25 protein-coding genes are annotated in these 26,079 nt (G+C 33.5%); 10 read left to right on the top strand and 15 right to left on the bottom strand.

Annotated elements, in window-relative coordinates; genetic code table 11:
* The 5 genes from rpoN to aspS are packed head-to-tail and all read left to right on the top strand — an operon-like array spanning position 1 to position 5,719.
* Complete coding sequence (rpoN, locus tag LSO06_RS02310) at positions 1-1,257, top strand: RNA polymerase factor sigma-54 (RefSeq protein ID WP_255673278.1); 1,257 nt, start codon at positions 1-3, stop codon at positions 1,255-1,257.
* A complete protein-coding gene (locus tag LSO06_RS02305; protein ID WP_231760465.1) occupies positions 1,247-1,540 on the top strand; it encodes an HPF/RaiA family ribosome-associated protein in 294 nt (97 codons plus the stop codon). Before rpoN ends, LSO06_RS02305 begins: the two co-directional genes overlap by 11 nt.
* Positions 1,541-1,550: 10 nt before the next feature.
* Complete coding sequence (locus tag LSO06_RS02300) at positions 1,551-1,829, top strand: HPr family phosphocarrier protein (protein ID WP_231760464.1); 279 nt, start codon at positions 1,551-1,553, stop codon at positions 1,827-1,829.
* Positions 1,830-1,873: 44 nt separating this feature from the next.
* Positions 1,874-3,949 (top strand): cation:proton antiporter domain-containing protein, encoded by a 2,076-nt coding sequence (locus LSO06_RS02295; RefSeq protein ID WP_370639795.1) that lies wholly within the window; start codon positions 1,874-1,876, stop codon positions 3,947-3,949.
* A 3-nt stretch (positions 3,950-3,952) separates the two neighbouring features.
* On the top strand, positions 3,953-5,719 hold the full coding sequence (gene aspS / locus LSO06_RS02290; protein ID WP_231760462.1) for an aspartate--tRNA ligase: 1,767 nt from the start codon (positions 3,953-3,955) through the stop codon (positions 5,717-5,719).
* Between the two features lie 17 nt (positions 5,720-5,736).
* Here aspS and LSO06_RS02285 read toward each other — a convergent pair whose 3' ends face one another.
* The 11 genes from LSO06_RS02285 to dnaA all read right to left on the bottom strand — a co-directional run bounded on the left by LSO06_RS02285 (position 5,737) and on the right by dnaA (position 15,908).
* Positions 5,737-6,147 carry an Hsp20/alpha crystallin family protein gene (locus tag LSO06_RS02285; RefSeq protein ID WP_231760461.1) on the bottom strand — a complete coding sequence of 137 codons (411 nt, stop codon included), beginning with the start codon at positions 6,145-6,147 and terminating at the stop codon, positions 5,737-5,739.
* A gap of 210 nt (positions 6,148-6,357) precedes the next feature.
* Positions 6,358-7,437 (bottom strand): class II fructose-bisphosphate aldolase, encoded by a 1,080-nt coding sequence (fbaA, locus tag LSO06_RS02280; protein ID WP_231760460.1) that lies wholly within the window; start codon positions 7,435-7,437, stop codon positions 6,358-6,360.
* A gap of 121 nt (positions 7,438-7,558) precedes the next feature.
* A complete protein-coding gene (locus tag LSO06_RS02275; protein WP_231760459.1) occupies positions 7,559-8,614 on the bottom strand; it encodes an NAD-dependent epimerase/dehydratase family protein in 1,056 nt (351 codons plus the stop codon).
* 125 nt (positions 8,615-8,739) lie between these two features.
* Complete coding sequence (gene jag, locus LSO06_RS02270; RefSeq protein WP_231760458.1) at positions 8,740-9,450, bottom strand: RNA-binding cell elongation regulator Jag/EloR; 711 nt, start codon at positions 9,448-9,450, stop codon at positions 8,740-8,742.
* A gap of 16 nt (positions 9,451-9,466) precedes the next feature.
* Entirely contained in the window at positions 9,467-11,089 is a 1,623-nt protein-coding gene (yidC, locus tag LSO06_RS02265; protein WP_231760457.1) for a membrane protein insertase YidC, read from the bottom strand.
* The gene (gene rnpA, locus LSO06_RS02260) at positions 11,065-11,430 is read right to left on the bottom strand and encodes a ribonuclease P protein component (RefSeq protein WP_231760456.1); all 366 of its coding nucleotides are present in this window, start codon (positions 11,428-11,430) and stop codon (positions 11,065-11,067) included. Before rnpA ends, yidC begins: the two co-directional genes overlap by 25 nt.
* Positions 11,411-11,566: a 50S ribosomal protein L34 gene (gene rpmH, locus LSO06_RS02255; protein WP_231760455.1), complete on the bottom strand. Its 156-nt coding sequence runs from the start codon at positions 11,564-11,566 to the stop codon at positions 11,411-11,413. Before rpmH ends, rnpA begins: the two co-directional genes overlap by 20 nt.
* 91 nt (positions 11,567-11,657) lie before the next feature.
* Positions 11,658-11,957 (bottom strand): DciA family protein, encoded by a 300-nt coding sequence (locus tag LSO06_RS02250; protein ID WP_231760454.1) that lies wholly within the window; start codon positions 11,955-11,957, stop codon positions 11,658-11,660.
* Positions 11,938-13,005 carry a DNA replication/repair protein RecF gene (gene recF, locus LSO06_RS02245; protein ID WP_231760453.1) on the bottom strand — a complete coding sequence of 356 codons (1,068 nt, stop codon included), beginning with the start codon at positions 13,003-13,005 and terminating at the stop codon, positions 11,938-11,940. Before recF ends, LSO06_RS02250 begins: the two co-directional genes overlap by 20 nt.
* 18 nt (positions 13,006-13,023) lie before the next feature.
* On the bottom strand, positions 13,024-14,187 hold the full coding sequence (gene dnaN / locus LSO06_RS02240) for a DNA polymerase III subunit beta (RefSeq protein WP_231760871.1): 1,164 nt from the start codon (positions 14,185-14,187) through the stop codon (positions 13,024-13,026).
* A gap of 266 nt (positions 14,188-14,453) precedes the next feature.
* Positions 14,454-15,908: a chromosomal replication initiator protein DnaA gene (dnaA, locus tag LSO06_RS02235; protein ID WP_231760452.1), complete on the bottom strand. Its 1,455-nt coding sequence runs from the start codon at positions 15,906-15,908 to the stop codon at positions 14,454-14,456.
* Positions 15,909-16,232: 324 nt separating this feature from the next.
* On the opposite strand from dnaA, the gene gyrB reads away from it, so the two are divergent.
* The gene (gyrB, locus tag LSO06_RS02230; protein ID WP_231760451.1) at positions 16,233-18,137 is read left to right on the top strand and encodes a DNA topoisomerase (ATP-hydrolyzing) subunit B; all 1,905 of its coding nucleotides are present in this window, start codon (positions 16,233-16,235) and stop codon (positions 18,135-18,137) included.
* Between the two features lie 11 nt (positions 18,138-18,148).
* Complete coding sequence (gyrA, locus tag LSO06_RS02225) at positions 18,149-20,581, top strand: DNA topoisomerase (ATP-hydrolyzing) subunit A (protein ID WP_231760450.1); 2,433 nt, start codon at positions 18,149-18,151, stop codon at positions 20,579-20,581.
* 76 nt (positions 20,582-20,657) lie between these two features.
* On the opposite strand, the gene LSO06_RS02220 is transcribed toward gyrA, so the two are convergent.
* From LSO06_RS02220 to LSO06_RS02210, 3 genes are all read right to left on the bottom strand, one after another.
* Positions 20,658-21,392, bottom strand: coding sequence for a hypothetical protein (locus LSO06_RS02220; protein ID WP_231770527.1), 735 nt, complete (start codon positions 21,390-21,392; stop codon positions 20,658-20,660).
* Between the two features lie 2 nt (positions 21,393-21,394).
* Complete coding sequence (locus tag LSO06_RS02215; protein WP_231760448.1) at positions 21,395-22,153, bottom strand: ParA family protein; 759 nt, start codon at positions 22,151-22,153, stop codon at positions 21,395-21,397.
* A gap of 139 nt (positions 22,154-22,292) precedes the next feature.
* The gene (locus tag LSO06_RS02210; RefSeq protein WP_231760870.1) at positions 22,293-22,871 is read right to left on the bottom strand and encodes a YigZ family protein; all 579 of its coding nucleotides are present in this window, start codon (positions 22,869-22,871) and stop codon (positions 22,293-22,295) included.
* 108 nt (positions 22,872-22,979) lie between these two features.
* On the opposite strand from LSO06_RS02210, the gene LSO06_RS02205 reads away from it, so the two are divergent.
* Positions 22,980-23,369, top strand: a complete 390-nt coding sequence (locus LSO06_RS02205; RefSeq protein ID WP_231760447.1) for a DUF1893 domain-containing protein — start codon at positions 22,980-22,982, stop codon at positions 23,367-23,369.
* Positions 23,370-23,373: 4 nt separating this feature from the next.
* On the opposite strand, the gene LSO06_RS02200 is transcribed toward LSO06_RS02205, so the two are convergent.
* Entirely contained in the window at positions 23,374-23,694 is a 321-nt protein-coding gene (locus tag LSO06_RS02200) for a hypothetical protein (RefSeq protein WP_231760446.1), read from the bottom strand.
* 275 nt (positions 23,695-23,969) lie between these two features.
* On the opposite strand from LSO06_RS02200, the gene rsmI reads away from it, so the two are divergent.
* Both rsmI and radA read left to right on the top strand, forming a co-directional pair.
* Positions 23,970-24,644 carry a 16S rRNA (cytidine(1402)-2'-O)-methyltransferase gene (gene rsmI, locus LSO06_RS02195; protein WP_231760445.1) on the top strand — a complete coding sequence of 225 codons (675 nt, stop codon included), beginning with the start codon at positions 23,970-23,972 and terminating at the stop codon, positions 24,642-24,644.
* Positions 24,645-24,678: 34 nt separating this feature from the next.
* Complete coding sequence (gene radA, locus LSO06_RS02190) at positions 24,679-26,061, top strand: DNA repair protein RadA (RefSeq protein ID WP_231760444.1); 1,383 nt, start codon at positions 24,679-24,681, stop codon at positions 26,059-26,061.
* Positions 26,062-26,079 lie beyond the last annotated feature (18 nt).

The raw sequence follows: 26,079 nt of genomic DNA, 5'->3' as shown, positions 1-26,079 counted from the left end.
ATGATTAAGCAAACCCTGCAGTTAGCACAAAAATTACACATAGCCCAAATAAACACGATTAAAATGCTAAGTCTTGATACAAAAGCTCTAGCACAGATTATACTAAATGAAGTTGAAAATAACGAATACCTTCAATTAAATCCAAATCAAATATTTTTTGAAACACTACGAACCTATAAGTTTAGGAAACTTTTCTACAAAGAAGATGAGAACACTAAAACTCAATACGAAATTGCATTGGAGAAAACGTCAACTAAACCCTCTCTTAAAGAACATCTTTTGTTCCAACTAAGAATTCAAAAATTGAGTGAAGATGAGATTAAAATAGGAGAAACGATAATAAGTAATTTAGACAACAAAGGTTTTCATGTAATAAATCCCTACGAGTTATTCAAAAAGGAAGATTGGCCACAAGTCAATCGAATAATTGAACTAATTCAAAAATTTGATCCAGTAGGAATTTGTGTATTCAACATAATAGAGTCATTAATACTGCAAGCAAAATACCATAAATTAGACAACAATGTAATTAAAATTCTTCAAAGAGCAGATTTACTTGATAATGGTCAAGAAAAAATAAAAGAAGAACTTAAAATCAGTACTGAAGTTTTCAATCAAGCTATTGAAGCAATTAAAACTACGCTTAATCCTAATCCAACATTTGAATTTAAAGACATGAAAGACACAAATCACTATATTGAACCTGATATCATCATCATAAATAAAGACGATAAACTTGAGATAAAAATTAAAGAAGTAAATATCTTTAAAAAAGAGTTAAGAAAACCCGAAGTTAAAGATTGTAAAAAATATAGACAAGCAAAATGGCTGATTGAATCTTTAAGATATAGAGACGAAGTACTAGCCAAAATAGCAATAGCAATATATACACTTCAAAAAGAATTTTTACGAAGAGGATTTAAGAGTTTAAGGCCAATGAAACTGGCTGACATATCTGAAAAAATTAACCTATCAAAATCAACGATATCAAGAACAATAAAAAATAAATATCTAAAGTTCGACTGGGGAATAATTGCTGTTAGGAAATTATTTAATTCAGTAGGGGGTTCAAAAACAAATGAATTTTCAAAATTAAGTATTAAATTAGTAATAAAAGGAATTTTAGCCAAAGATAAAAAGATGTCTGATAGTAGAATTTCTGATATACTGAAATCCAAGGGAATCTCTATTTCAAGAAGGACTGTAAACAAATACAGGAATGAATTAAAACTTGAGGGGGAAGGTCATGGAACCTAAAATACAAGCTATTAACTATCACTTAAGTGCTGCTACAGAGGATTTTATTTTAAAAAAATTGGGTAAAATTGGGACTCATATTAAACAAAACTCAGAAAGTTTGAAAATTACAATAAAGAAAGAGAACGATGTTTTTGACATAGATGCTCATCTTCATTTTAACTGGGGTAAAATAATCCACATTGAAGAAAAGGGTAAGGAGTTGTATCAACTAGTAGAAAGCCTAGTGGACAGGCTTCAAAACACGGCAAATAAAGAAAAAAATAAAAAAGAAAATAAGTAAGTAACATTAAATGCAAACAGTAGAAATTGAGATAACCAACAAAGAAGGCATTCATTCAAGGCCATCTAGCATGATTTCGCTACTTGCAAGTAAATATCCTTGTTGCGATGTAAGATTGGTTACAAGGGACGGTAGACAAGCCGATGCTAAATCTACAATTGAGGTCATCATACTCGGAGTAATATACAAACAGAGGATAACCGTCGTAGCAAGTGGAGAGAAAGAGAGTGAAGTCATTGAAAACCTGTCAAAGCTATTAAAATCAAATTTTAAAGAAGAGATTAAATAATGAATGGAAAATCCGTCTACAAAACATTGCTCATTCTAAATCCTATGATCGCGTTTGGAGCGCTAGACTATGCTCAAGACGCGGGCCATCATGTTGAAGCCAAAATGTCTTCATTTGTAATGACTCTGGCTGTTATTGTAATTGGTGCTAGTTTTCTTGGTAATCTGGTAGGAAAATTCGGGATACCTAAGGTTATAGGACAAATAACAGCCGGAATTATCTTAAGTCCAACGTTTCTTGGAAAGGTTAAAATACCTCTGCTGTTTCCATTAGGAATTACTCGCATTAGCGACAATTACCTAATAAACGAAGAAATATTTGCAATTTCAACAATAGCTTCAATTATTCTTCTCTTCACAGCAGGCCTTGAGACTGACCTAAAGCTATTCCTTAAATTCCTACCTCGTGGAGGATTAATAGGAACTACAGAAGTAATTGGGACCTTTTTAAGCTTCGTACTAGTATCTACAATTCTTTTTGATGTCCAGCTCATTAGTCCCACATCTCTTTTTATAGGGATCATTGGCACCCCCACCTCAGCAGGAATTGCTGCAAGCATACTCTCAGCGAAGAAAAAGATGAGTACATCGGAGGGAGTTACAATAATATCTACTTCAATAATTGATGATGTTCTCTCTATGATAATGCTAACAAGTGTGATAACAATAGCAAGATCAATATCAGAACTTGATATTGCAAGTTCAATTATGGCCACAATCCAGAACATACTAATATGGCTCTGCCTAACGTTAATATTAATTTTATTATCAGAACCAATCTCAAAATTACTTAAAAGGTTAAATAGCGTTACGCTAGCTACGGTAATAACTATTGCCCTAGCTTTTATTGTCTCTAGTTTTTTCCAAAATTTAGGAATGTCATTTGTGATTGGAGCCTATGTATTTGGCCTTGCCATGTCAAAAACAGATATTGTATATGTAATTCAAGACAAATTAACAATATTTGAAAGATTTTTTATACCAATATTTTTTACATCAATAGGACTTATGGCTGATATTAATGAAATATTATCAAGAGAAGTCATGATATTAGGAGTCCTGCTCAGTTGCGTAGCAATAGCTACTAAGCTTGTATATTGCTTTATCCCAGCGTGTTTCCTAGGTTTTAATAAGCTTGGTGCTCTAAGAATAGCTTTTGGGATGATTCCAAGGGGCGAGATATCATTAATTATTGCAAACGTAGCACTTTCTTCCAATTTCATAAGTCAGAAAATATTTGGAATAGTTATAATAATGGTTTTCTTGCCAACAATAATTTCAACACCAATAATAAACCTGCTATTTAAAGTAAACAAAAATGGATTAAGAAAATTATTAAGAACAGAGAAAAATACTCAAATTACAGTATCATTTGCATACGATAATTTAGCAAAAATACTTACATGGGATTTAAAAAATGAACTAAGGAAAGAAGGTTTCTTCACTCAACAAGTGAAGAATGATTTTTCACAATATATCAACGCAAGACGAGACGACATTTCTTTATCAATTAAGCGAGAGGGAAGTAAAATCACATTTGAATGTCCAAATAAACATCTAATGATAATGCAAGACTTATTCAGAGAAACTATTCTACATTTAGAAACAATAACTGAAGAGGTTAAAACTGTTTCTTTGAATGCAAAAAAATTAGACTACTCAGTAAATTATGACAAAATACTGAGAAACATTAAACTTAATAAAAGAATTAAAAGGGAAAACATTATTCTGGAATTAAAAGCAACAAACAAAATTGAAGCGTTAAGAGAGCTCTTAAGTGTAATAGAAGTTGAAATTGACAAGGAAATGATACTGCAAGATTTAATGGCAAGAGAAAAGATCATAACTACAGCCCTTAAAGAAGGATTTGCAATCCCTCATTTGAAAACCAATTTAATCAAAAAGATGCACATAGCTATTGGGATAAGCCATAATGGAATCGATTTTAATGCTATTGACAATAATTTAAGTCACATATTTATATTAATACTATATCCAGCAAAAGATTACGTTAATTATCCGCCCATTTTAGCGTCTATTGTAGGGAAAGTTGATTTGAATAAACAAGAAATGCTTAATGCTAAAACTGACAAAGAAATTTATAATATCATAGTAGGGTAAGTTATGTTTAAAGTTATTAGATGCAATCAAATAAACGATAAGCTTGTAAATAAAAGAGTAGAAATAAATGCTTGGGTCAAAAAAATTAGACATCATGGAAAAGTCACTTTTATCAATATTAGAGATAGATATGATGAAGCACAGGTACTCGTAAATGATGAGATTCTTCTGGGTAGGGTGTCTTGTATCAAGATGGAATACTGCATTAAAGTACAAGGGAAATTAGAATTCAGACCTGCAGAGCTTTTAAATAAAGAAATGAGAACAGGAGCCTTTGAAATACTTGCAGAAAACATAGAGGTAATCTCAAAATGCAATGAATTACCCTTTATGATTGAAGATAATAATAATGCAAGTGATAATGCAAAACTTGAATACAGATATTTAGATTTAAGACGAGAGGAACAAAAACAAAAAATAATACTACGAAGTAGAGTAATACAAATAATTAGGTCTTATTTAACAAAAAAAGATTTCTTGGAACTAGAAACTCCAACCTTTGTAAAATCAACTCCAGAGGGTGCAAGAGACTTTTTAGTGCCATCAAGATTACACAAGGGACATTTTTATGCATTGCCACAATCACCACAAATTTATAAACAACTTGCAATGATAGCTGGGTTTGATAAATATTTCCAAATAGCTAGGTGCTACAGGGATGAAGACTCAAGGGGAGATAGACAACCAGAATTTACACAACTTGACCTAGAGATGAGTTTTATAAAGAAAGAAAATATATTTAAGCTAATGGAAGCCCTTATATGTTGCGTTTTCAAACAGGCACTCAATATTAAGCTTCCCAAAAAATTTAGAAGAATATCCTACAGGGATGCAATGAACACATATGGAAGTGACAAGCCAGATACGAGGTATGAGCTGCTAATACAAGATATGAGTCGTCTCCTTAAGAAATCTTCATTCAATGTATTTAAAGAAGCATTGAAAAATAAGAACACAATAAAGGCACTTATAGTCAAAAATGAAGCTCATAATTTCTCAAGGGCTAGGATCAGTAAATTGGAAGAACAGGCGAAACTTTACAAGGCCCGTAATCTTTATTTTACAAAAATAGAGAACAATAAATTTATAGGCGGAATTGCTAAATTCTTAACCGACATGGAGCAGGTTTTAATTGAAAATTATTCCCTGAAGAATAACGATATCATATTCTTTATATCTGGTTCATGGGAAACTGCCTGCAATGCTATGGGACAAGTTAGGATAAATATTGCAAACGAACTTAACATAGCAAGAAAAAATGTATTTGAATTCTTATGGGTCGATAATTTTCCTATGTTTGAATACGACGAGAGCACCAAGAAATATAAATCAGCTCACCATATGTTCTCGCTTCCTCAAAAAAAATACATTAATACTCTAGAAAAGAATCCTAGCAAGGTTTTAGGTGAAGTATATGACCTTGTATTAAACGGAATGGAACTTGGATCTGGGTCTATTAGGGTACACACGAGAGAACTTCAACAAAGAATTTTTAATATAGTGGGGTTTAATGACACAGTAGCCAAAGAGAGGTTTGGGTTCTTTTTAAAGGCATTAGAATACGGAGCTCCCATTCATGGTGGGGTAGCAATCGGAATCGATAGACTATTAATGCTGATGACAAACTCAAGCTCAATAAAGGACGTAATACTTTTTCCAAAAAACTCATTTGCAGCCAGTCCCCTTGACAACTCTCCTTCTAAAATTCCAGATGAACAACTAACAGAACTAAATTTAAAGCTTGAAAACTACAAAAGTAAGGATGCTTAAAGGCATCCTTACTTTATTTACTCGATTGAAATCTTTTTCTCTTGAGCTTTCTCAATAACCTCAGTCTTTTTAGGAAGATTAATAGTTAACACCCCATCCTTCAGTTCAGACTTGATTTTGTTCTGGTCAATATTACCAGACAGCCTAAAACTTCTTGAGAAAGAGATGTCTCTTCTTTCTACCCTTAGGTACTTATCATTTTTCTCTTCAGTCTCGTCCTTGCTCTCATAACTTATTGTCAAATAATCATTTTTAAGTGCAATAGACACATCCTCTTTCTTGATCCCTGGCAAGTAAGCCTCAAGAGTAAATGAACTGCCCTCATCCTTGATGTTGACTGGAACATCTTGAATCCCCTTGGGACTCATAAAGTCAAAATCATCATTCAAAAAATCTAGAAAACTCTTCTTATAATTTGTCAACCACATATACGCCTCCTATCTTATTGCTTCATGCATAAACCCATGCAAAAATCATACCAAATACCTACCTCACATATTAAAACATAAAAGATAGAAAAAACAACAACGCAAGAACAGATTGCGCACTGATTATGATTAAAAGGCCATTTATGTGTATTTATTATACAAAAAAAGCCGCCCCACGGGCGACAAAACTTAATTTCCGTTATACTGATTTCAATTTCTGTTAATATTATTAAGATTTTTGCATGCAAGCTTAACGCGCTCCTTCATGCTAACCTCAGACTCTCTAAGCCACACTCTTGGATCATAAAATTTTTTATTTGGAACATCAGAATCTTTTCCATCTCCAAGTTGCCCCTGTAACCTATTTTCATTCTTCTTATAGTAATTCAATACACCTTCCCAAGCAGCCCATTGAGTATCCGTGTCGATGTTCATCTTAACAACACCATACGAGAGTGCCTCATTAATCTCTTCTACAGTAGATCCAGAACCCCCATGAAACACATATGAAACAGGCTTTGGATTACTTGTTCCTGTCCTAGATACAACGTAAGCTTGACCATCTCTTAACACTTTAGGAGTAAGCTGAACGTTCCCAGGCTTATAAACTCCATGCACGTTTCCAAAAGCCGCAGCAATTTGAAAATTAGGACTAACTCCCATAAGCTCAGAATATCCATAGTAAATATCTTCAGGAGTTGAAAACAATTCTTGAGGCGCCCTGTGTGTATTATCAACACCGTCCTCCTCCCCACCTGTAATTCCAAGTTCGATCTCTAAAAACATTTCAATTTTGCTCATTCGTTCCAAAAATTTCCTAGATATTGCAATATTTTCCTTAATTGTCTCTTCTGATAAATCTAGCATATGTGAAGAAAATAAAGGCTTACCATGCTCCTTATAATATTTCTCCCCATACTCCAAAAGCCCTTCAACCCAAGGAATTAATTTTTTTGCACAGTGGTCAGTATGAAGAACAACAGGAACTCCATAGTATTCGGCCATCAAATGAACATGTAAAGCCCCAGAAATGGCTCCAAGCACAGAAGTCCCTTGAGGCTTTTCAACCTTCAATCCTTTACCAGCAACAAAAGCAGAACCACTATTTGAAAACTGTATCATAATAGGGGAATTTATTTCCCTAGCAGCTTCCAAAACAGCATTAATTGAATTCGTACCTATGCAATTAATCGCAGGAATAGCAAACCCTTCACTCTTACATATTTCATACAGAGTATGCAAATCTTTCCCGTAAACCACACCAGGCTTAATCTTGTCTAACACACCCAACTAGACCCTCCTTATAACATATACCTACATTATACACCTAAACCCCAAAAGCGACTCTAGATTAAAACAAAAACTCTTAGGTACATAAATAACACCAGCTCACTCCATACCAAAGACAGCGCTAGGGTACTCTAGATTTATACCAATTTGCAAATTTTTTTATTCCCTCTTTAATGGAGATCAAGGGCTTATAAGCAAAATCATTTTTAAGCTTTAAAATATTACAACAACTCTCTACAACGTCTGCTTTCTGCATGGGTAAAAAATTTTTCAAGGCCTTATTTCCAAGATTTACTTCAAGTTCATCAATAAAATCCATCAATCTAGTAGCATGACCCGTCCCTATATTGTATATTTTGTACGGAGCAAGAGAACTTGACGAATTGGGTTTTTTTGTATCAAAAGTGACATCACTCTCAGATGGTTTCTTAAGCACACCACAAATGCCATCCACAACATCATCCACATACGTAAAATCCCTAGCCATGTTGCCGTTATTAAAAACATCAATAGTGGTGTTTTTAGAAATTCCTTCTGCAAACAGATACAGCGCCATATCAGGCCTGCCATAAGTACCATAAACTGTAAAAAAACGTAATCCTGTCGTTGGGATACCAAAAGATGAGCTATAGGCATGTGCTATCACCTCATTAGACTTTTTACTAGCTGCATACAAGTTCAAGGGATGATCTGTAACGCCATCTTCATCTGAAGGCATATTTTCATTCATTCCATAAACAGCAGAGGTCGAGGCATAAACAAAATGTCTGATACCCTCCTTATACACCCTACATGCATCCAGGACATTAAAAAACCCAACAATATTGACTGAGATATAACTATCGGGATTTTCTATGCTATCTCTAATTCCCGCTTGAGCTGCTAAATGGCAAACATGCGTAAACTTATGCTGAGAGAAAAGATCTAGTATCTTTTCTTTATCTAAAATATCAAGACAAATAAAACTCAAATTACCATACCTACCGCTCTTAATAATCTTTCCGCTCTTCACTTCATCACATTTCAATCCCAAAACTTCCAATCTCTCGTATTTTAGGTCAGGGTCATAATAATCACTCAATACGTCTACGCCCAAGACCTCATGCCCATCATCAGCAAGCCTTCTAGCCACATGGAACCCAATAAACCCTGCAATACCTGTTAAAAATACCTTCATACGCCAACTCCCTCGTAAACCTGCACTAGAAATCACCCAACATCTGACCGAGCAATATCAACTCCTAATAGATGAAAATCAAACAACCAAAAACTCCAATTTTAGAAGCACAAACCTTTTTTCTTTTAATACTCTCTTCTTTGATAGCTGCGTGCATTGCCATTGTATCGACTATTTCTTACATAAGAAATTCTTACTCTCTTTAAGTTCCCATCCCCCTCACTTTCTGTTCTAATATCATTATAACGATTTAAGGTAGTATGAATAATTCTTCTCTCGAAGGGATTCATCGTTGGTAAAAGAACAGAACGTCTGCTTCTTTTTACCTTATGCAAAGAAGTTATCGCTAGGTTAATAAACCTTGATTTAAACCTCTCTCTGTAATCTTCAATATCTAGTATCACCTTATTAAAATTACCATTTTTCCCAATAAGCTTAGATGCATAAATATTAGCCAAAAGCTGTAAAGCATCCAAATTCCTCCCCTCTCTTCCAATCAATATACTGGGACTATCTGTCTCAATAGAGATTTTAATATACTCTCCCTCACTAGATTCAATCTTTAAATCAACACGATAACCCATCCTGGTTATCATACCCTTAACAAAATCTAACACCTTACCATAAATATCTTCACTATACCTAACCTCAGAACTTCTATTTTCCTCTTTTGCGTGAGGAGATACTCTTATTTTAATCATCTCTTTTTTAAACAAAAATCCAACTTTTTCCTTATCTAGGATCTCTACATCAAATTCCCCTTCTCTTAAATCAAGATCCCTCATTGCCTTTTTAATAGCTTCTTGTTCTGTTTTTCCATAAAATTCGTAACTCATTTATTCCTCCTTAAGACTAAGACACATGCTTCTTTATATAGTATTGCTGTAAAATGGTAAAAATATTTGTTGTAATCCAATAAATTAAAAGTCCCGCCGGCATATCATAAAGTATGAAAAAGAACATAATAGGCATTCCAAAATATAAAAACTTTTGTTGAACACCAAGATTTTTAAGATCAACATTAGAGCTGACAATTGTAGAGAATAACTGAGTAAACATCATAATAAAGGGCAGAATCCTAACATCTGTCCAGAAGAGAACTTTGTACCCAAAATAATATACGCTATCTCCAATTGATAAATCATCAACCCAACCTGGAATAAAACTAGCTCCTCTTAATAAAAAGAAATTATTTACAAGTCCATAAAGAGCAAAAAATACAGGGAGTTGTAAAAGAATAGGAAAACATCCACCAAGAGGATTAACACCCTCCTCCTTGTAAAGCTTGCCCACCTCCTCATTTAATCTCTTAGGATCATTTTTAAATTTAGCCTGTATCTCTTTCATCCTAGGCTGCAATTTAGAAAGCTCTGCTGTGGCCCTAAATCCCTTAAAAGTCAATGGAAATATAAGTATCCTTACAACAACTGTCAAAAACATTATTGAAAGTCCCCAATTAGGAATAACATTATAAAAAATTTGCATTATCAATTGCATAGGAACTTGAATAAAATACAACAAACTCTTCTCAACGGACATACCAAATTCCATACCAGATAAACCAAAGCTGTTTTCATATTTCCTATCAAAAACATCTAAATACTTATTATCCCTAGGGCCTGCATAGATATAGAAGCTATCGTTAATGCTCCCATTATCTACTCTGCTTAAAATGAAAGCCCTTAAAATTCCACCCTCATTCCTAAACTCAACATCCATATCTTTCTTTGAAACCAAAACCTCAAAATACTTAGTGCTAGCCCCCGCCCATTTGGGACCAATAGCATTAACGCCATCCTTACCATACCTAAGCTTAGTGTCATAATAAACAGCATGAGATAGATAGGCACTGTATTGAAGCTTACCTCTATCACTCAGTTTTTCAACATCAGAACTTAAGACAAGTCTATAAGAATCAACATCAAACTTACTGCCAGAAGAAAGACCATTTAACAAAACTTCAAGCTTTATTAAATACTCATCTTTCTTTGAAAATTTATATCTCTTTATATATTCATAAGTTTCACCATTGTATTCAATATTGGTTTTAAAATCATGCGTATAATCATTTACCTTTTCATAAGAAAACAAATTTTTGGCTAATCCATCAAAACTAACGTAGTAAAAGCTCCCACCAGCCTCCCTAGCATTAATCAATTCGGTAGGTTCTTTTTCTAAATTTAAATGATTCTTAAGTCTTAAGGAAATTAAATTCCCTCCATATGTTGAAAAAGTAGCACAGTACACTCCAGTCTCAACTCTAATATCTTCAGAATTAACACCTAAACTTAAAACATAATCTTCATCAGCTAAAGTACTATCAACATCAAAATTCTTATTTAAGTCAAACCCAATCTTTTTTTCCACAACAGGGGGAGATTTCTGAGGAAAGAAGACATCGTTAATAAGCATAAAAATGCCGACAAAAACCAATGATAAATAAACGGCCCTTAAAATTCTTTTGTTCTGCCCCACATTTCCCTCTCAGCGACGTCCAAAACTAGATCCTTCATTATCGTTTCCACCTCAGCATAATTGACATCCGATTTCTGGGGAGAAATTAAGAAAATGAAATCAACACTATCGCCTTTAAAAAAATGCGACTGATTTCTAAAACATTCTCTAAAGAGGCGTCTGACACGATTCCTCTTAACAGCACCCTTGAAGATTTTAGGAAACGTAACAAGCAGCCTAGAAATTGCCAGACTCGTACGCTCATAAAACACACTAAACCCATCCATTCGAATCAATTTACCTTTCCTGAAAATGTTTTGAATTTCTACCCTTGTTTTTATGCTAATACTTCTTCTTTTCATCAGAAACAGTTAACCTAACTCTTCCTTTAGCCCTTCGCCTTGCAAGAATAAGCCTTCCCCCTCTAGTTTTCATTCTAGACCTGAACCCAAACTTTCTATTCCTCTTAACCCGACTCGGCTGATAAGTCCTCTTCAAAAAAGCCCCCCAACTAAAAACATTTCTTATTGCTAACGCACAAATTAAACACTGTAATACTATATTATACAACTACAATTGTCAACAAAATTCATTTTATTAAAACCGTTATATCCACTATCTCAATACCCGTAGAATCCCTTATTAATTTTATTATCTTTGATTTTTGTAGAGAAATACTATACAAAACGCTTGAATTCTTGACTCCAATATACAACACCTTATTATCCTTTAGATTTAATAATTTTACACTACCTGAAAGCTCTCCAAATATTGTCTTCCAATTTTGAGAAAGTACTAAGCTATCATTTAAGTTTTTATTAGGAATAATATCTGAGCTCAAATATTTATTGAGCACATCGCTCACTCTTTTAAAGTTCAAATCTTCCATTTTTAACCCTGTACACTACATAAGTATTATCTCTTCCAAGATCATAACAATCATCTAGGAAGGTAAAAAAGCACTGAGAGCTCTTTGGTAAAACCTCAAACACTCTTCTTCTTTTTTTTTTGTCCAGCTCCAAAAACACATCATCAAAAAGCAAAATGGGAGCGACACTATATTTCTTGTCAAAAATAAGAACTTGCGCAAGTCTATAAATTAAAGAAAGTGATCTGTTCTGTCCTGTTGAAGAATGATTTGTAAAAACCCTCTCCCCATTTAACACCTCATACAAATCTCTGTGGGGCCCCATTAAGGTATTACCGGAAAGAAGTTCATTTTTCTCATTTAAAATCAAAGTTTTTAAAAATTCATCTCTTTCGCTAAATTGAACAGATGGCATATATCTGATTTCTAAATGGTAAGAAACATCAAAAATTGATTTACAATAGTGTTGAAAAATTTCACAAAAGCGTTTGATAAAATCTTCCCTCATCTTTGTTATCTTAAGAGCATAATCAACAAAAATTTCATTGTAAACTTTAAGCAAGCTTTTATTTCCTTGCCTTAATATTAGGTTTCTCTGTTTTAAAATCTTTCGATATTTTCTAAGAAAATCCACATAGGTTAAAGAAGTAAGGCTTATTGCCTGATCGAAAAACCACCTCTTCCTAGCAGGAGCTCCAACAACAAAATCAACATCGTAATTTGAAAAAATAATCACTGGTATATTTAGTATCAATTCTTTTCTATCCCTTATAACGCTATTATTAACCCTTATTTCCTTTTTTTCATTCCTAAGCGATACACTAATCTCTCCATCACTTCCTCCGGTATTGTAATAGCATTTTAAATAACACTCCTTTTCTCCGTATCTGATAAGCTCTCTATCTGTATTGACTAAAAAAGAGGAAGCAAAAGCAAGATAATAAATAGCATCAAGTAAATTCGTTTTCCCCGCCCCGTTCTCTCCACAAAAATAAATATTGTCAAAGTTAAAGTTGATAACCTGATTCTCTATGTTTTTAAAATTGCGAAGCTCAATTTTACTTATCATCTTGTCATAAAAGGAATGTTAATTTAAAATCATAGGCATTATTAAGTGAGTAAAGTCATCATTCCCAGGCTCGCCTAATTTGAGCACATCCCCCTGACTGAATTTTATTTCTAACTCAGAGGTATCAAATGCACTAATTGCTTCGTAGAGATATGCGCTATTAATAGCTATAACTTCCTCCTCCCCTTCGTATTTGTAATTAGGAACTTGCACAAAAAACTCTCCTCTCCTTCCCGTAATCAAATCCTCTGCCACAAGCCTTAATTGATCAGCTAAAAAGTTTAAAATGACCTTTCTGGTTCTTTTATCTGTATAGGAACTCACTCTTGAAAGTCTATCTTTTAAAATGCTAATTTCAGTTAAGCATCTGTTTTTTTGTTCCTTTGGTAAGATGCTTTCGTAATCGGGATAATTTCCACTTATAAGACTGCATGCTATTTTGTAGTTATTAAACTCAACATAAAATTTCTTGTCTGAAACTTTTATCTTTACCATGCCCTCTCCCGTAATCATTTGTCTTAGAAAGACAAACATCTTAACGGGTATAATGAAATTAATATTTTCTTCAGATACTAATTCTGTTTTGTATATAGACATTCTATGCCCGTTGGTTGCAACAAATATCAATCTAGATTCTTTGTCCTTTGTAAAATAGACTCCGTTTAAAACGTTCTTAGATTCATCTGAGGATGCCGCAAATGAAACCTTATTTATGATCCTCTTAAACTCGTTTTGGCTTAGCTCAACTGCAAAATTATAAGTTTCTCCATTTATTTCGCAGTAGTAACTCTCAATTTCATCATTAGGAAAAGTCGGTTCACTTAAGTGGTCATTTAGTGCGTTATTATGCTTATTCTCAGATTCTCCAATGATGTTTAGCTTACTTTCGTTCTCATCAAGAGTTATCTTTAGATCATCATATAGATTTAATGCCTTAACTGCATCTGAGAAATTTGAAGCATTTATTAATACCTTGAAGTTCTCTGCGGAAACAATTGGAGCCGTACTTTCAAAGAATATATTTCTGTCTGTTGATTTTATTGTAAGATTGGAATTTTTTACCTCAAGTAATATTGCACTCCAAATGTCATTTATGTTTCTGTTTACAATAATACTTTTGGCTTTGTCAATTTCATTTGAAGTTTGTTCCGTACTACACAATATAAATTTTTCATTCAAGATCTCACCCCCTCGTCTATTATATTATCATTATTCGGTTTTGATAAGTTTAATTTTTTGGTGGGATTTTTATTTGATTGTTTTCTATATTATTGTTTTTTATATTTGTTAGTAGTTGTATTAGTAGTGTGCTGTCTAATTGTCTAATTCTTCTTATTTGCATATATTAAAGTAAATAAGACGTGTTAAATTGTCTGTCTAATTGTCTTTTTCCCTGTCGAATTATTTGTTTAAATTGTTCAAAAGTATTTCAATTTTCGTAAATTTTATCAATTTTTGTTAATTTTGTTCATAAGTTCTATGATTAAATTGTTAATTTCTAAGTCATTATTTCTTTCTTTGTCGATCTTATTTATTGAATAAAGCACTGTTGAGTGGGTTTTACCTCCGATAATTTTTCCTATTTCAATTGTCGAAAGCTCTGTAAAATTCCTCAGGAGATATGCATAAATATGTCTTGCTTTTGTAATTTCTGGTTTTTTGCTTTTCCCTTCAATGTCCTTATTTGTGAGTTTTAATTCTCTCAGTATAACTTTTTTTATGTTTTCAGTGTTTATGTTGTTATGTTCGTTTTTGTCATTTGCTTCGCAAGCTATTATCTCTTTAATAATTTTGTCTACTGTGTTAGTGTCAATTTTTATATTTTCAAGGTCTACGTGGGCTTTTAATTTTGTTACAGCTGCTTCTAAATCCCTTATGTTTGTTGTGACTTTTCTCGCGACTAGGTTTAAGATATCTTTTGGAACTTTAATGCCATCCTCTTCGGCTTTTTTTTCTATAATAGCTACTCTTAATTCAAAATTGGGTTTTGATATATCTACATTCAATCCTCTTGTAAATCTACTTTTTAATCTATCTGTAAAATTTGTGAGCTCTGAAGGTTGCCTGTCGCACGTGAACACCAGTTGCTTATTATCTTCGTAAAGAGCATTAAATGTGTGAAAAAGTTCTTCCTGTATTCCTTCTTTTTTTTGTAGGTCATGAATATCGTCTATTAAAAGCATATCTAAATATCTATACTTCTTCTTAAATTTTTTTGTTTCATTTGTTTTTATGCTTTCTACGAATTCGTTTAAAAAATTCTCAGCAGTTACATATAGTATTTTAAGTCCTTTATGTAATTCTTCCGCTTTATTTCCTATGCTTTGAAGCAAATGTGTTTTCCCAAGACCTACTCCGCCATAAATTAAACATGGATTATATTTTCTCCCAGGAGTTTTTGCAATTGATAAGCTTGCATTGTAAGCAAGTTTATTATTTGGCCCTACTATGAAATTGTCAAATATATATTTTTTTTTTAAAAATGGATTTTTATACGTAGTATTGATATCTTCTCTTATGAAATGTTTATTTGTCCCTTCTGCTATGTTCTTGCCGTAGCTCTTGGAAGGTCCTCTTTTTTTATGTAAATCTTGATGTGCAGAAATTTCTTTTAAGGCAGAACTTTTAGATTCTATATTGGCAGAATTAGACTCATTTTTTTGACTTGTAAATTCGACGTTAGTCTTTTTGTAGCCTTTCTCAACTAAGATTTCTTTTATTCTTTTGGAGAATCTTTTTTCTACTTGGTTTTTATGGAAAGAATTTGGGGTAGATATTTGTATATTTTCATCAACTGCATTTATGAAGTATAAATTTTCAAACCATATATAAAATTCTTCTTCAGAGGTTTCTTTTTTTATTTCTGATAAAATTAAACCCCATATACTTTTTCCTTCTTGCATTCCCTTTCCTCGTTGTCAATTTTGGCGATTATAAGCACATCCTTGTTGATTTTGATGATATATAAGAAGTATATAGTATAATCTCACCGGCTAGAATATTGTTCGAATGAGTTGTAAGTTTTGGAATCTATAGTAAAGTTTAGGACAGTCCAAATATGTTCTATGTTGTTTACATAGATATTATCTTGTTTTTAATGTAGAATTTGTTAAGAGTTTGTTAAGATAAGATTAATAGTTTACGATTAGTAGGATGATGATTGATAATTTACGATTGTTAGTCGTTGTCTTTGTTTAGCAGTTTGCTGTTGGTTGTGTGGAAGGTATATGAGTTACGTCGCTAGTAATATTCAAGTTTTAAAGGGGCTTGAAGCTGTTAGGAAGAGACCCGGTATGTATATTGGATCTGTTTCAGTGAATGGACTGCATCACCTGGTTTATGAGGTGGTTGATAATAGTATTGACGAGGCTTTAGCTGGGTTTTGTGATAAGATAGAAGTTGTTATCAATTCAGATAATTCCATAACAGTAAACGATAACGGGAGAGGAATACCTACAGATATCCATGAAGAAGAAGGGATTAGTGCTCTTGAGCTTGTTTTAACTAAGCTACACTCTGGGGGAAAGTTTAATAAGGGTACTTATAAGGTTTCTGGGGGGCTGCATGGTGTTGGTATTTCTGTTGTTAATGCCTTGTCATCCTTTTTGGAGGTTTTTGTTCACAGGGATGGTAAAGTTTTTAGGCAAACTTTTTCAAGGGGGGTTCCTACATCTGGAGTTGAAGTTGTTGGGGAGAGTTTCTCTAGGGGTACTAAAGTTACTTTTTTAGCTGACTGTGAGGTGTTTGAAACTTTGGAGTATAGCTTCGAGATTCTTTCCAAGAGGCTTAAGGAGCTTGCATTTCTAAATGATAAGATACGAATTTCAATTGAAGATAGGAGATTGGGAGAGGAGAAATTTAAGGAATTTTATTTTGAAGGTGGAATAAAAGCTTTTGTAGATTATTTGACAAACAACAGCAGGAATATTCAAAGCGAGCCCTATTCTATTGATGGAGTTATTGATGAAGTTATTGTTGATGTTGGGCTTAAGTGGACGGAAGGGTATTCCGAGAATATTTTGTCTTTTGTGAATAATATTAATACTAGGGAGGGTGGGACTCATGTTGCTGGGTTCAGGAGTGGTCTTTTTAAAGCGATGAACGAAGCTTTTAAGGGGATGAAAATAAACAAGAAAGATGTTCCAGCCCTTACGTTGGACGATTTTAAAGAGGGGTTGACGGCGGTAGTTTCTATTAAGATACCTGAGCCGCAATTTGAAGGGCAGACCAAGGGAAAATTGGGGAATTCTTATGTGAGAAAAATTGTTGAGACTATTGTACACAATGGGCTTTTAGAAGTTATTAGTGATAATCCGTTAGAGATGGAGATTGTTTTTGATAAGGCAATAAGAGCAGCACGTGCGCGCGAGGCGGCAAGGAAGGCAAGAGAATCTGAGAGGAAGAAGAGCGCTTTTGAGAGTTTGGCGTTACCTGGAAAATTAGCAGATTGTTCTTCTAGGGATCCCGTTGAGAGGGAGATTTATATTGTAGAGGGAGATTCTGCTGGGGGAAGTGCAAAGATGGGGAGGGATAGATTTTTTCAAGCTATTTTGCCGTTATGGGGGAAAATGCTTAATGTTGAGAAAACAAGAGAAGATAAGGTGATCACGAATGATAAACTTATTCCGATAATTGCATCTCTTGGTGCTGGGATTGGGAAGACATTTTGTATTGAGAGACTTCGCTATCACAAGGTTATTATTATGGCCGATGCCGATGTTGATGGGTCTCATATTAGGACTTTGCTCCTTACTTTCTTCTTTCGTTATATGAGGTCTTTAGTTGAAAATAGCCATGTATATATAGCTATGCCTCCTCTTTATAAGGTTAAGTTTGAAAACAGGGTGCATTATTTTTATGATGATTTGGAAAAGGATTCTTTTTTAGGATCAATTGATAGCGAAAAGAGAGATAGTGTTAGTCTTCAAAGATACAAGGGGCTTGGAGAGATGAATCCTACTCAACTTTGGGAGACTACTATGAATCCTGAAACTAGAAAAATGAAATTAATAGGGATAGATGATGCCGAACGGGCTGATAGTATTTTTGTTACTCTTATGGGAGATGATGTTGAGCCTAGGAGAGGATTTATTGAGCAGAATGCGCTCAATGTAGTAAATCTGGATGTGTAATTGGAGCAATAATGCCAACTGAAGAGAAAGTTGAACAAATATTAAGTATTAAAATAGAGGACGAGGTTAGAGCCTCTTATTTAAATTATGCAATGTCTGTAATTGTTTCAAGAGCTCTTCCTGATGTGAGGGATGGGCTTAAGCCTGTGCACAGAAGAATCCTTTATTCAATGCATGAGATGGGACTTAGGGCGGATAAATCATTTAAAAAGGCAGGAAGAATAGTTGGTGATGTGCTTGGGAAGTATCACCCTCATGGTGATCAATCGATTTATGAGGCACTTGTAAGGCTTGCACAGGGTTTTTCTCTGAGGTACCCTGTGATAAGTGGACAGGGTAACTTTGGTTCTGTTGATGGTGACCCTCCTGCTGCTATGCGATATACTGAGGCACGGATGGCAAAGATAGCAGAGGAGCTTGTTAGGGATATAGATAAGCAAACTGTTGATTTTAAGCCTAATTATGACGATTCTTTAAATGAGCCTGAGGTTTTGCCAGCAGCGTTCCCGTTTCTATTGGTAAATGGGGCTAGCGGTATTGCTGTTGGAATGGCAACTAATATGGCTCCGCATAATCTGGGCGAGGTCTGTGACGCTTTGGTTTATATGTTGGATAATGATTGTGTCTCTGTTTATGATTTAATTGAAATAGTCAAGGGGCCAGACTTTCCAACTTCTGCTGAAATTATATATAGCGATAGCCTAGTTAAAGCCTATACAACAGGTAAGGGTAGCGTTGTTATTAGGGCCAGGTATCATATCGAGAAAAAAGTAGAGGATTTTGCTTTTATTGTAGTAACAGAAATACCCTATGCTGTTAATAAATCTTCTTTACTTATGAAAATTGCATTAATGGCAAAAGAAGAAAAATTGGAGGGAGTCTCTGATATACGAGATGAATCAGATCGTGATGGAATTAGGATTGTACTTGAAATTAAGAAAGGGTTTGATCCTCATGTTGTCATGAACTTACTTTATGAGTATACTGAACTTAAGAAAAATTTTAGCATAAATAACTTGGCTCTTGTTAATGGGATACCGAAGCAATTAAATTTAGAGGAACTTTTATCTGAATTTATTAAGCATAGAAAGGAAATTGTTAAAAGACGGACAGAGTTTGAATTAAAGAAAGCAAAGGAAAAGGCGCATGTGCTGGAGGGATTGAATGTAGCTTTAAGGAATATCGATAAGATAATAGAAATAATAAAGTTTTCTAGAGTTGTAAAGGAGGCTAGGGAGCGGATTGTTAAGCAATTTAACTTATCAGAGATTCAGTCTAATGCTATTCTTGACATGAAGTTACAAAAGTTGACATCTCTTGAGGTAGAGAGGATTGAGGAGGAGTTTAAACTTGTTTTGTCTTTAATAAAAGATTATGAGGATATTCTTTTAAATCCGGCAAGGATTGTTGATATTATAAGGAAAGAGGTTATTAATTTAAGTTTAAAATTTGGTGATGAGCGCCGAACAAAAATAATTTATGACGAGGAGGTTTTAAAAACCAGTATGGCAGATTTAATGCAGAGGGAAAATGTTGTTGTTATCCTTACAAAGAGAGGCTTTATTAAGAGAATCTTACAGGATGAATATAAGCTTCAGGGTGTAGGCGGTAAAGGTTTAAGCTCTTTTGAGTTGCAAAATGAAGACCAAGTTAGTGTTTCTTTGTGTGCAAGTACGCATGACTTTTTGTTTATGATTTCAAATGAGGGGAAGCTTTATGTAATTAATGCATATGAGATTAAGGATATTTCTAGGTCTTCAAAGGGACAGAATATACGCGAATTTATTAATTTGGGAGAAAAAGAAGAGATATTGACTGTTAAGAATTGCAACGAGATAACAGGAGATAATTATTTGTTAATAACAACTGCTAGTGGAAAAGTGGCTCGTATTGAGATGGAAGGGCTTAAAACAGTTAAGACAAGAGGAGTGATTGTTATTAGGCTTGCTGATAAAGATTTTGTTACAAGCGCTGAGGTTGTTTCTAGGGACGAGAAAATTGTTTGTATTTCTAGGAAAGGAAATTCTTTTATATTTAATTCAAGTGATATCAGGCTTACACACAGGGGAACCCAGGGCGTATCTGGCATGAAGGTTAAAGAGGGCGATATTTGTCTTAAGGCTTTAGCTGTTGGCCAAAAATCTCATCTTTTAATTGTTTCTGAGAATGGATATGGGAAGAGGTTAGATATATCTAAATTAACGGAGCTTAAGAGAGGGGCTACGGGCTATACTAGCTATAAGAAATCGGATGAGAAAGCCGGCGAAGTTGTTGATGCTACTGCAGTTACACAGGAAGATGAAATATTGCTTGTAAGCAGAAGCGCAAAAATTCTAAGGACATTAGCAGATAAGGTGTCTGAACAGGGTAAAGATGCTAGAGGAATTCAGGTATTGTCTCTTGATGGGGACAAGTTAGTGTCCGTTTCCAAATTTATTAAATGATAAATCAGTATTAACTCTACATTTAGAATGTTCTAGCGGGGCATTCTTTTTTTGTTTGTTCGAGGTTTTGTGTTTTCTATTCCTGAAAGGCACGGTTTCTTTTGGAACTAGAAGCGAGTCGTTTTATGTAATCTAGGTTTTGTTGTAGTTCTTGCAGAACAGAGAGAAGTTCTTTGTGTTTAATTGCGTCTAGTTCAATATTTTTAATATCTTCTAATTCTCGTAGTAACAGTTCTATTATTTTAATAACTTCTCCAGATTTGATTGGAGTATTATTGAGTTTTATTTCAGGATTTTTTTCGTAATCTTTATCTCTTCTATACAGTAACTTAAACTCTTTTAAAGATTTTATTTTTCCATTAAGAACATCTGTTTTTAAATTAAAAGGACATGATTTTTTTGAAATTTCATATGAGAGCGATAACGGTAAATTGTTTATTATGAGTTGCTTATCGGAATATTCGACAAGCAACTCATATCTTGACATTAGCGAGTAAACTTTGTCCTTTTTAAACCCCATACTAGTAAACCATTTATAAAAAAGTCCGTCATATTGGTTACTACCGCGCAGTTTTTCTTGGGCTTCTTTTAATATTCTTCCAATTTCTGTATATGTATCGTTAAAGATGTTAAAGATTTCATGCTGCTTCATCCGCAAAAATTCGGATATTTCTTTGTCCAATTTGTCGTACTCAAAATTTTTACTTTCAATAATAATTAATTCTTGTTCCGCAAAGGCGTTTTCGTTTTTTTCATTGTTTTCTAATTTTTGACCCATTAGAGCCATCAGCGTGTCTAGATTATCTGACATTTTTATCCTTCAATCCTGCAGATTATTTCCTTTGTAAGATCTAAAAAGTCTCTAGCTGCATTGCTTGCTTTATTGTACATATGTACTGGTATTTTTTCTTCTTGTGATTTGGAGATACTTATATTTTTTCTTATTTTGGTGTTTAAAAAATTTTCTTTAAATACCTTTTTGAGATACTCAATATATTTTTCTTTACTTTTGTTTCTAATATCATGTTTATTTATAAAGACCCCGGTGATTTTTAATTCTTTATTTATTTGCTTGACTGCATTTATTGTGTCTAATAGTTGATTAATTCCTTCAAAGGCAAAAAATTCTGTTTCTATTGGTATTAAAATATATTTACTTGCAACAAGAGCATTTATTGTAAGTATTGAGAGGGTGGGAGGACAATCAATAAGTATGAAATCATATCTATCTTTTTTGTATTTTAGGAGAGAATTTTTTAAAAAACTCTCTCTTGAGATTTCATTTATTAGTTTTTTCTCAAGTAATGCTAATTTAAGACTTGAAGGAATTACATCTAAATTGAAAATTTTAATAGGCTCAATTTTTTGCTTTTTATAAATAAGTTCATAACTTGAAGTTGAAAGATTAACTTCTTCTTTTAAAATATTTGTTCCGCTACTAGCATTTCCCTGAGGATCAATATCTACTAGAAGAGTTTTTTTACCAAGAATTGTCATCGAGTAAGCAATGTTTATGGCACTAGTAGTTTTGCCAACCCCACCCTTTTGGTTAATAACAGAAATCACTTTCATAAAAATTTTCTCTTGTTGTAAGTGCTACAACAATACTCCATTGTAGAACATAAATGGCGAAAAGTAGAGCATCAATAGTAAAAATACGACTAGTACATAAGATTGTGTTAATGTGATGAAACAAATACACTTGAAACTATTAAATTAAGGAATTTTCTTGTAAAAATAGTAAGATGCTTGCTTTGTCTCTTGTATTGAATGCGATCGTTGTGTTTATTTTTTCTAAAAAACTTGCATCTGTAATTTTAATTCCAAGCTTATTTTTTGTTCTTATAAGTAGATTATATTGATTGTAGCTTAAATTTAGACTTAATGTTTCCATCTCTTCTTTTTCTGTCAGCTTCGATTTGCTGATTATCTCTTCTGCTGCCTTGGAATATGCTTTAATTAGTCCTCCTTTCCCAAGCAGAGTGCCTCCAAAATAGCGCACCGTAATTATTAGGGTGTCTGTTAAATTGTTTTTCAATATTGCATCTAGCGTAGGTTTTCCTGCTGTTAAATGAGGTTCTTTGTCGTCACTCATTCCGTTTATAAATGAGATTGAAGTGCCAATTCTGAATCCGTAGACGACATGTGATGCATTTCTAAATTTCAATTTATATTCTCTTAATATTTTACTTATTTCTTCTTTTTTCTCTACATGAAAAATATATGATAAGAAAATGGATTTTTTTACTTCAATTTTTGAGTGGATACTTTCTTTAGGAATTAGTAACATGCAACTCAATGATATATCATCTTTTTTTATGTTGAAGTATTTTTGATTTATGTATATCATTAGTAGTGATTATTTTTAGTAAGTGAGCAATTATTTGAGGGGTTGGAAATGATATCAGGATTGAATCCTACGTTAAGGTTGTTTAAGGATCATAGGATACTTTATTCTAATATGGAAAGAGGTTTAAAGCCCCTTTTGGAGGTTGATAATTTTATTAACAAGTATATTCAAAATAAAGAAGGGTTGGAAATTTATGATAAGGTCGTGGGGAAGGCTGCAGCTATTATAATATATAACATTGGGCTTCAGAATGTTCAGGCTGGAGTCATCTCTCAGCCAGCGAAAGACTTCTTGGAAAGTAGAGGAATAAGAGTGACTTTTAAGAAGCTGGTGGAAAGAATTAACGACAAGGCTGAAAATCTGATTGAGAGCCTGGAAAACCCAGAAGAAGTTTATAAATACATGATAAAGAGTGGCATTATTATGAACAACTCTTGACTTATTACCTATTGGTCGCCTTGGAATATACAGAAAGGATTAACCCTATGTTGTATATCAGTATAATCAAGTTCCCCCAGTTTAAGTAGAAGTCCTTCTCTGCGTAATCGAAGATCCATATTCCGGCATAAACTCCCAAAAACCCCCCAATTGAAGAGGTGAATATTAGTAGGGCAGGCTCAATCTTATGTTTAATGATATGTCCCTTTCCATTTTCAACATTTTCCCTTTCCGAAAACTTGCTATCGAAAAAAACCATAACAAGACCAGCCAAGGTGACACATAAAAAATAAACTATAAACACTTTCCTTATGAGCTTAAACATAAAATTTACCGCCTTTTAACTTTCAGTTGCAAACACCACCTGGTAACATAAATATACCATAAAACGAAGATTTTCTCATGCTATATAATATTTGAACATTTTACAAATTATTGAGTGTTTTAAGATTGTTAGTTTATGTATAATGTTTCTTTGATTGTAAGGCGTAATTTTAAAAATTAATATGATTTAAAATTTTAAGTAGCGCTTCTATGTAATACGTATAAGTTTTATGATTTGAGTATTTGTGTTTTCAATTTTAATGCGAAGGAGACTATGTGTTTTATGTTGTTGGTACCCCTATAGGCAATTTAGGAGATATTACTTATCGTGCGGTTGATGTTTTAAAATTAGTAGATGTTATATTTGCTGAGGATACAAGAATTACTAGAAGGCTTTTAGCTCGTTATGGTATTGTTAAAAAGTTAGTTTCTTGTAACGCAGCAACAGAAGATAAGAAAATAAAATTGTTGTTGGAGTATTTATCCAATGAAAAGAGTGTAGCTTTTGTTAGTGACGCGGGTACGCCTTGTTTGAGCGATCCTGGTGGAGTGCTTATTGATGCGGCACTTAAAAATGGACACAAAGTTTGTCCCATACCAGGCGTTAGCTCTTTTAATGCAATAATTAGTGTAAATCCTTTCAGGGATAAGGTGATAGTATTTGAAGGATTTTTGTCAAATAAGGGGGTTAAAAGGATCAAAAGGATAGAAGAACTTTATGGTAGAGGAGATGCATTCGTAATTCTTGAGTCCAGTCATAGAATTTTGAAATTGTTATTTGAGCTTTCGTTAGTGGACTTGGAAGCTAATGTTCTTGTTGGGCGAGAGATGACAAAGGTACATGAGGAATACAGGGTCGGTAAACCTTTGGAATTGAGGAAATATTTTGAAGGAAATAAGAAAGTCAAGGGAGAATTCACAGTTTTGGTGAGCAGGAAGAGCAAGAATTAAGTTATTTTAATCTTTTTGTTTAATTATTTGTATTATGGGAAAAAATAAAGAAAGAGAAATTTATAAGTGTTTGCATTGTGGGTATAAATCTTTAAAATGGCTGGGCAAATGTCCTGAGTGTTTTAGTTGGGATAGCTTAGAATCTTATACCGAGCATAAGGCTGGGCATGGAAAGACCCCAAATAGTAGTAAAAAAAATGAAATTTATTCTTTAAAGGATTTTAAGCAAGTTGATAATGTTAGGCAGTTAACAGGTATTGAAGAATTTGACAGAGTGCTTGGTGCTGGAGTTGTGCTTGGTAGTGTAATTTTAATAGCAGGGGAGCCTGGAATTGGAAAATCAACTTTTTTGCTTCAGATTGCTAATGTTGTCTCGATGTCTGGTAAGAGCGTGCTTTATCTTGCAGGAGAAGAGTCAATTCCGCAAATTAAATTAAGATCAAACAGACTTAAGCTTTCTGTTGACATATTGATAACTAATGAGGTAGATGTTGATTCTTTAATTGAGATGGTTGAATCTCTTAAGGTTGATTTTATTGTTGTTGATTCCATTCAAACTTTACATTCAAAAGAAGCTCAAGGAGGTCTTGGGGGAGTATCTCAGTTAAAGCATTGTGTTTATAAACTTGTAGAATGGGTAAAGGGAAGGAATATAACTTTATTTTTAGTAGGACATATTACAAAAGACGGTATGTTAGCGGGTCCAAAAATAATAGAACATGTGGTAGATGCTGTTTTTTATTTTGAAGAGGCAGAAAAATCTTTGCGTATGCTTAGGGCAACTAAAAATAGGTTTGGGTCCGTAAGTGAGATAGGTATTTTTGAAATGACAAAGTTAGGTCTTATGGAAATCAAGGACCCTTCTTCTATTTTTTTGGAAAAAAAAGAAAAGGTATCTTCAGGAATTGCCATTGGAATTGTGAATAGGGGCAGTAGGGTTTTGTTCATTGAGATACAGGCTTTAATAGTAAAGACAGGTATGAATATTCCCAGGATTTTTTCAGAAAAGATAGATTCTAAGAAAATATCAAGAATCCTAGCAGTGCTTAGTAAGTATTTAAATCTTAATTTTAATAACGATGATGTGTATGTCAATGTGTCTGGAGGGGTTAGAATTGATGATATAGAGATTGAACTTGCTATTTTAGTTGCATTATTTTCAGCCAAGACGGACGTTGTTGTGAGTCAAGAGTTGATTTTTACAGGTGAAATTTCGCTTTCAGGAGAAATTAAAACATCCTCTAGTGTTGAAAGCAAAGTGATAGCGTCACGGAAGGCGGGATTTAAAATTGTCTTGGGTGCAAATATAAGAGGAGGTTGTTACGATGGATATGAAGGTATAGGTAGAGTTTTAGATATTGTTAAGAGATTAGTAAGAAGTAGTAAAAAAGATAAAGATGTAGACAATTTTATTTAAAAGCACTGGAATAAAAAA

The organism is Borrelia sp. RT5S (assembly GCF_021165755.1).
Lineage (GTDB): Bacteria > Spirochaetota > Spirochaetia > Borreliales > Borreliaceae > Borrelia.
The sequence above is the reverse complement of the archived record's forward strand: the minus strand, read 5'-3'. Positions and strand labels throughout refer to the sequence as shown.

Coding starts and splice junctions, on each gene's coding strand:
- rpoN (WP_255673278.1), top strand. CDS start 1: ATGATTAAGCAAACCCTGCAGTTAGCACAAAAATTACACATAGCCCAA.
- LSO06_RS02305 (WP_231760465.1), top strand. CDS start 1,247: ATGGAACCTAAAATACAAGCTATTAACTATCACTTAAGTGCTGCTACA.
- LSO06_RS02300 (WP_231760464.1), top strand. CDS start 1,551: ATGCAAACAGTAGAAATTGAGATAACCAACAAAGAAGGCATTCATTCA.
- LSO06_RS02295 (WP_370639795.1), top strand. CDS start 1,874: ATGATCGCGTTTGGAGCGCTAGACTATGCTCAAGACGCGGGCCATCAT.
- aspS (WP_231760462.1), top strand. CDS start 3,953: ATGTTTAAAGTTATTAGATGCAATCAAATAAACGATAAGCTTGTAAAT.
- LSO06_RS02285 (WP_231760461.1), bottom strand. CDS start 6,147: ATGTGGTTGACAAATTATAAGAAGAGTTTTCTAGATTTTTTGAATGAT.
- LSO06_RS02275 (WP_231760459.1), bottom strand. CDS start 8,614: ATGAAGGTATTTTTAACAGGTATTGCAGGGTTTATTGGGTTCCATGTG.
- jag (WP_231760458.1), bottom strand. CDS start 9,450: ATGAGTTACGAATTTTATGGAAAAACAGAACAAGAAGCTATTAAAAAG.
- rnpA (WP_231760456.1), bottom strand. CDS start 11,430: ATGAAAAGAAGAAGTATTAGCATAAAAACAAGGGTAGAAATTCAAAAC.
- LSO06_RS02250 (WP_231760454.1), bottom strand. CDS start 11,957: ATGGAAGATTTGAACTTTAAAAGAGTGAGCGATGTGCTCAATAAATAT.
- recF (WP_231760453.1), bottom strand. CDS start 13,005: ATGATAAGTAAAATTGAGCTTCGCAATTTTAAAAACATAGAGAATCAG.
- dnaA (WP_231760452.1), bottom strand. CDS start 15,908: ATGCAAGAAGGAAAAAGTATATGGGGTTTAATTTTATCAGAAATAAAA.
- gyrB (WP_231760451.1), top strand. CDS start 16,233: ATGAGTTACGTCGCTAGTAATATTCAAGTTTTAAAGGGGCTTGAAGCT.
- gyrA (WP_231760450.1), top strand. CDS start 18,149: ATGCCAACTGAAGAGAAAGTTGAACAAATATTAAGTATTAAAATAGAG.
- LSO06_RS02220 (WP_231770527.1), bottom strand. CDS start 21,392: ATGTCAGATAATCTAGACACGCTGATGGCTCTAATGGGTCAAAAATTA.
- LSO06_RS02215 (WP_231760448.1), bottom strand. CDS start 22,153: ATGAAAGTGATTTCTGTTATTAACCAAAAGGGTGGGGTTGGCAAAACT.
- LSO06_RS02210 (WP_231760870.1), bottom strand. CDS start 22,871: ATGTTACTAATTCCTAAAGAAAGTATCCACTCAAAAATTGAAGTAAAA.
- LSO06_RS02205 (WP_231760447.1), top strand. CDS start 22,980: ATGATATCAGGATTGAATCCTACGTTAAGGTTGTTTAAGGATCATAGG.
- LSO06_RS02200 (WP_231760446.1), bottom strand. CDS start 23,694: ATGTTTAAGCTCATAAGGAAAGTGTTTATAGTTTATTTTTTATGTGTC.
- radA (WP_231760444.1), top strand. CDS start 24,679: ATGGGAAAAAATAAAGAAAGAGAAATTTATAAGTGTTTGCATTGTGGG.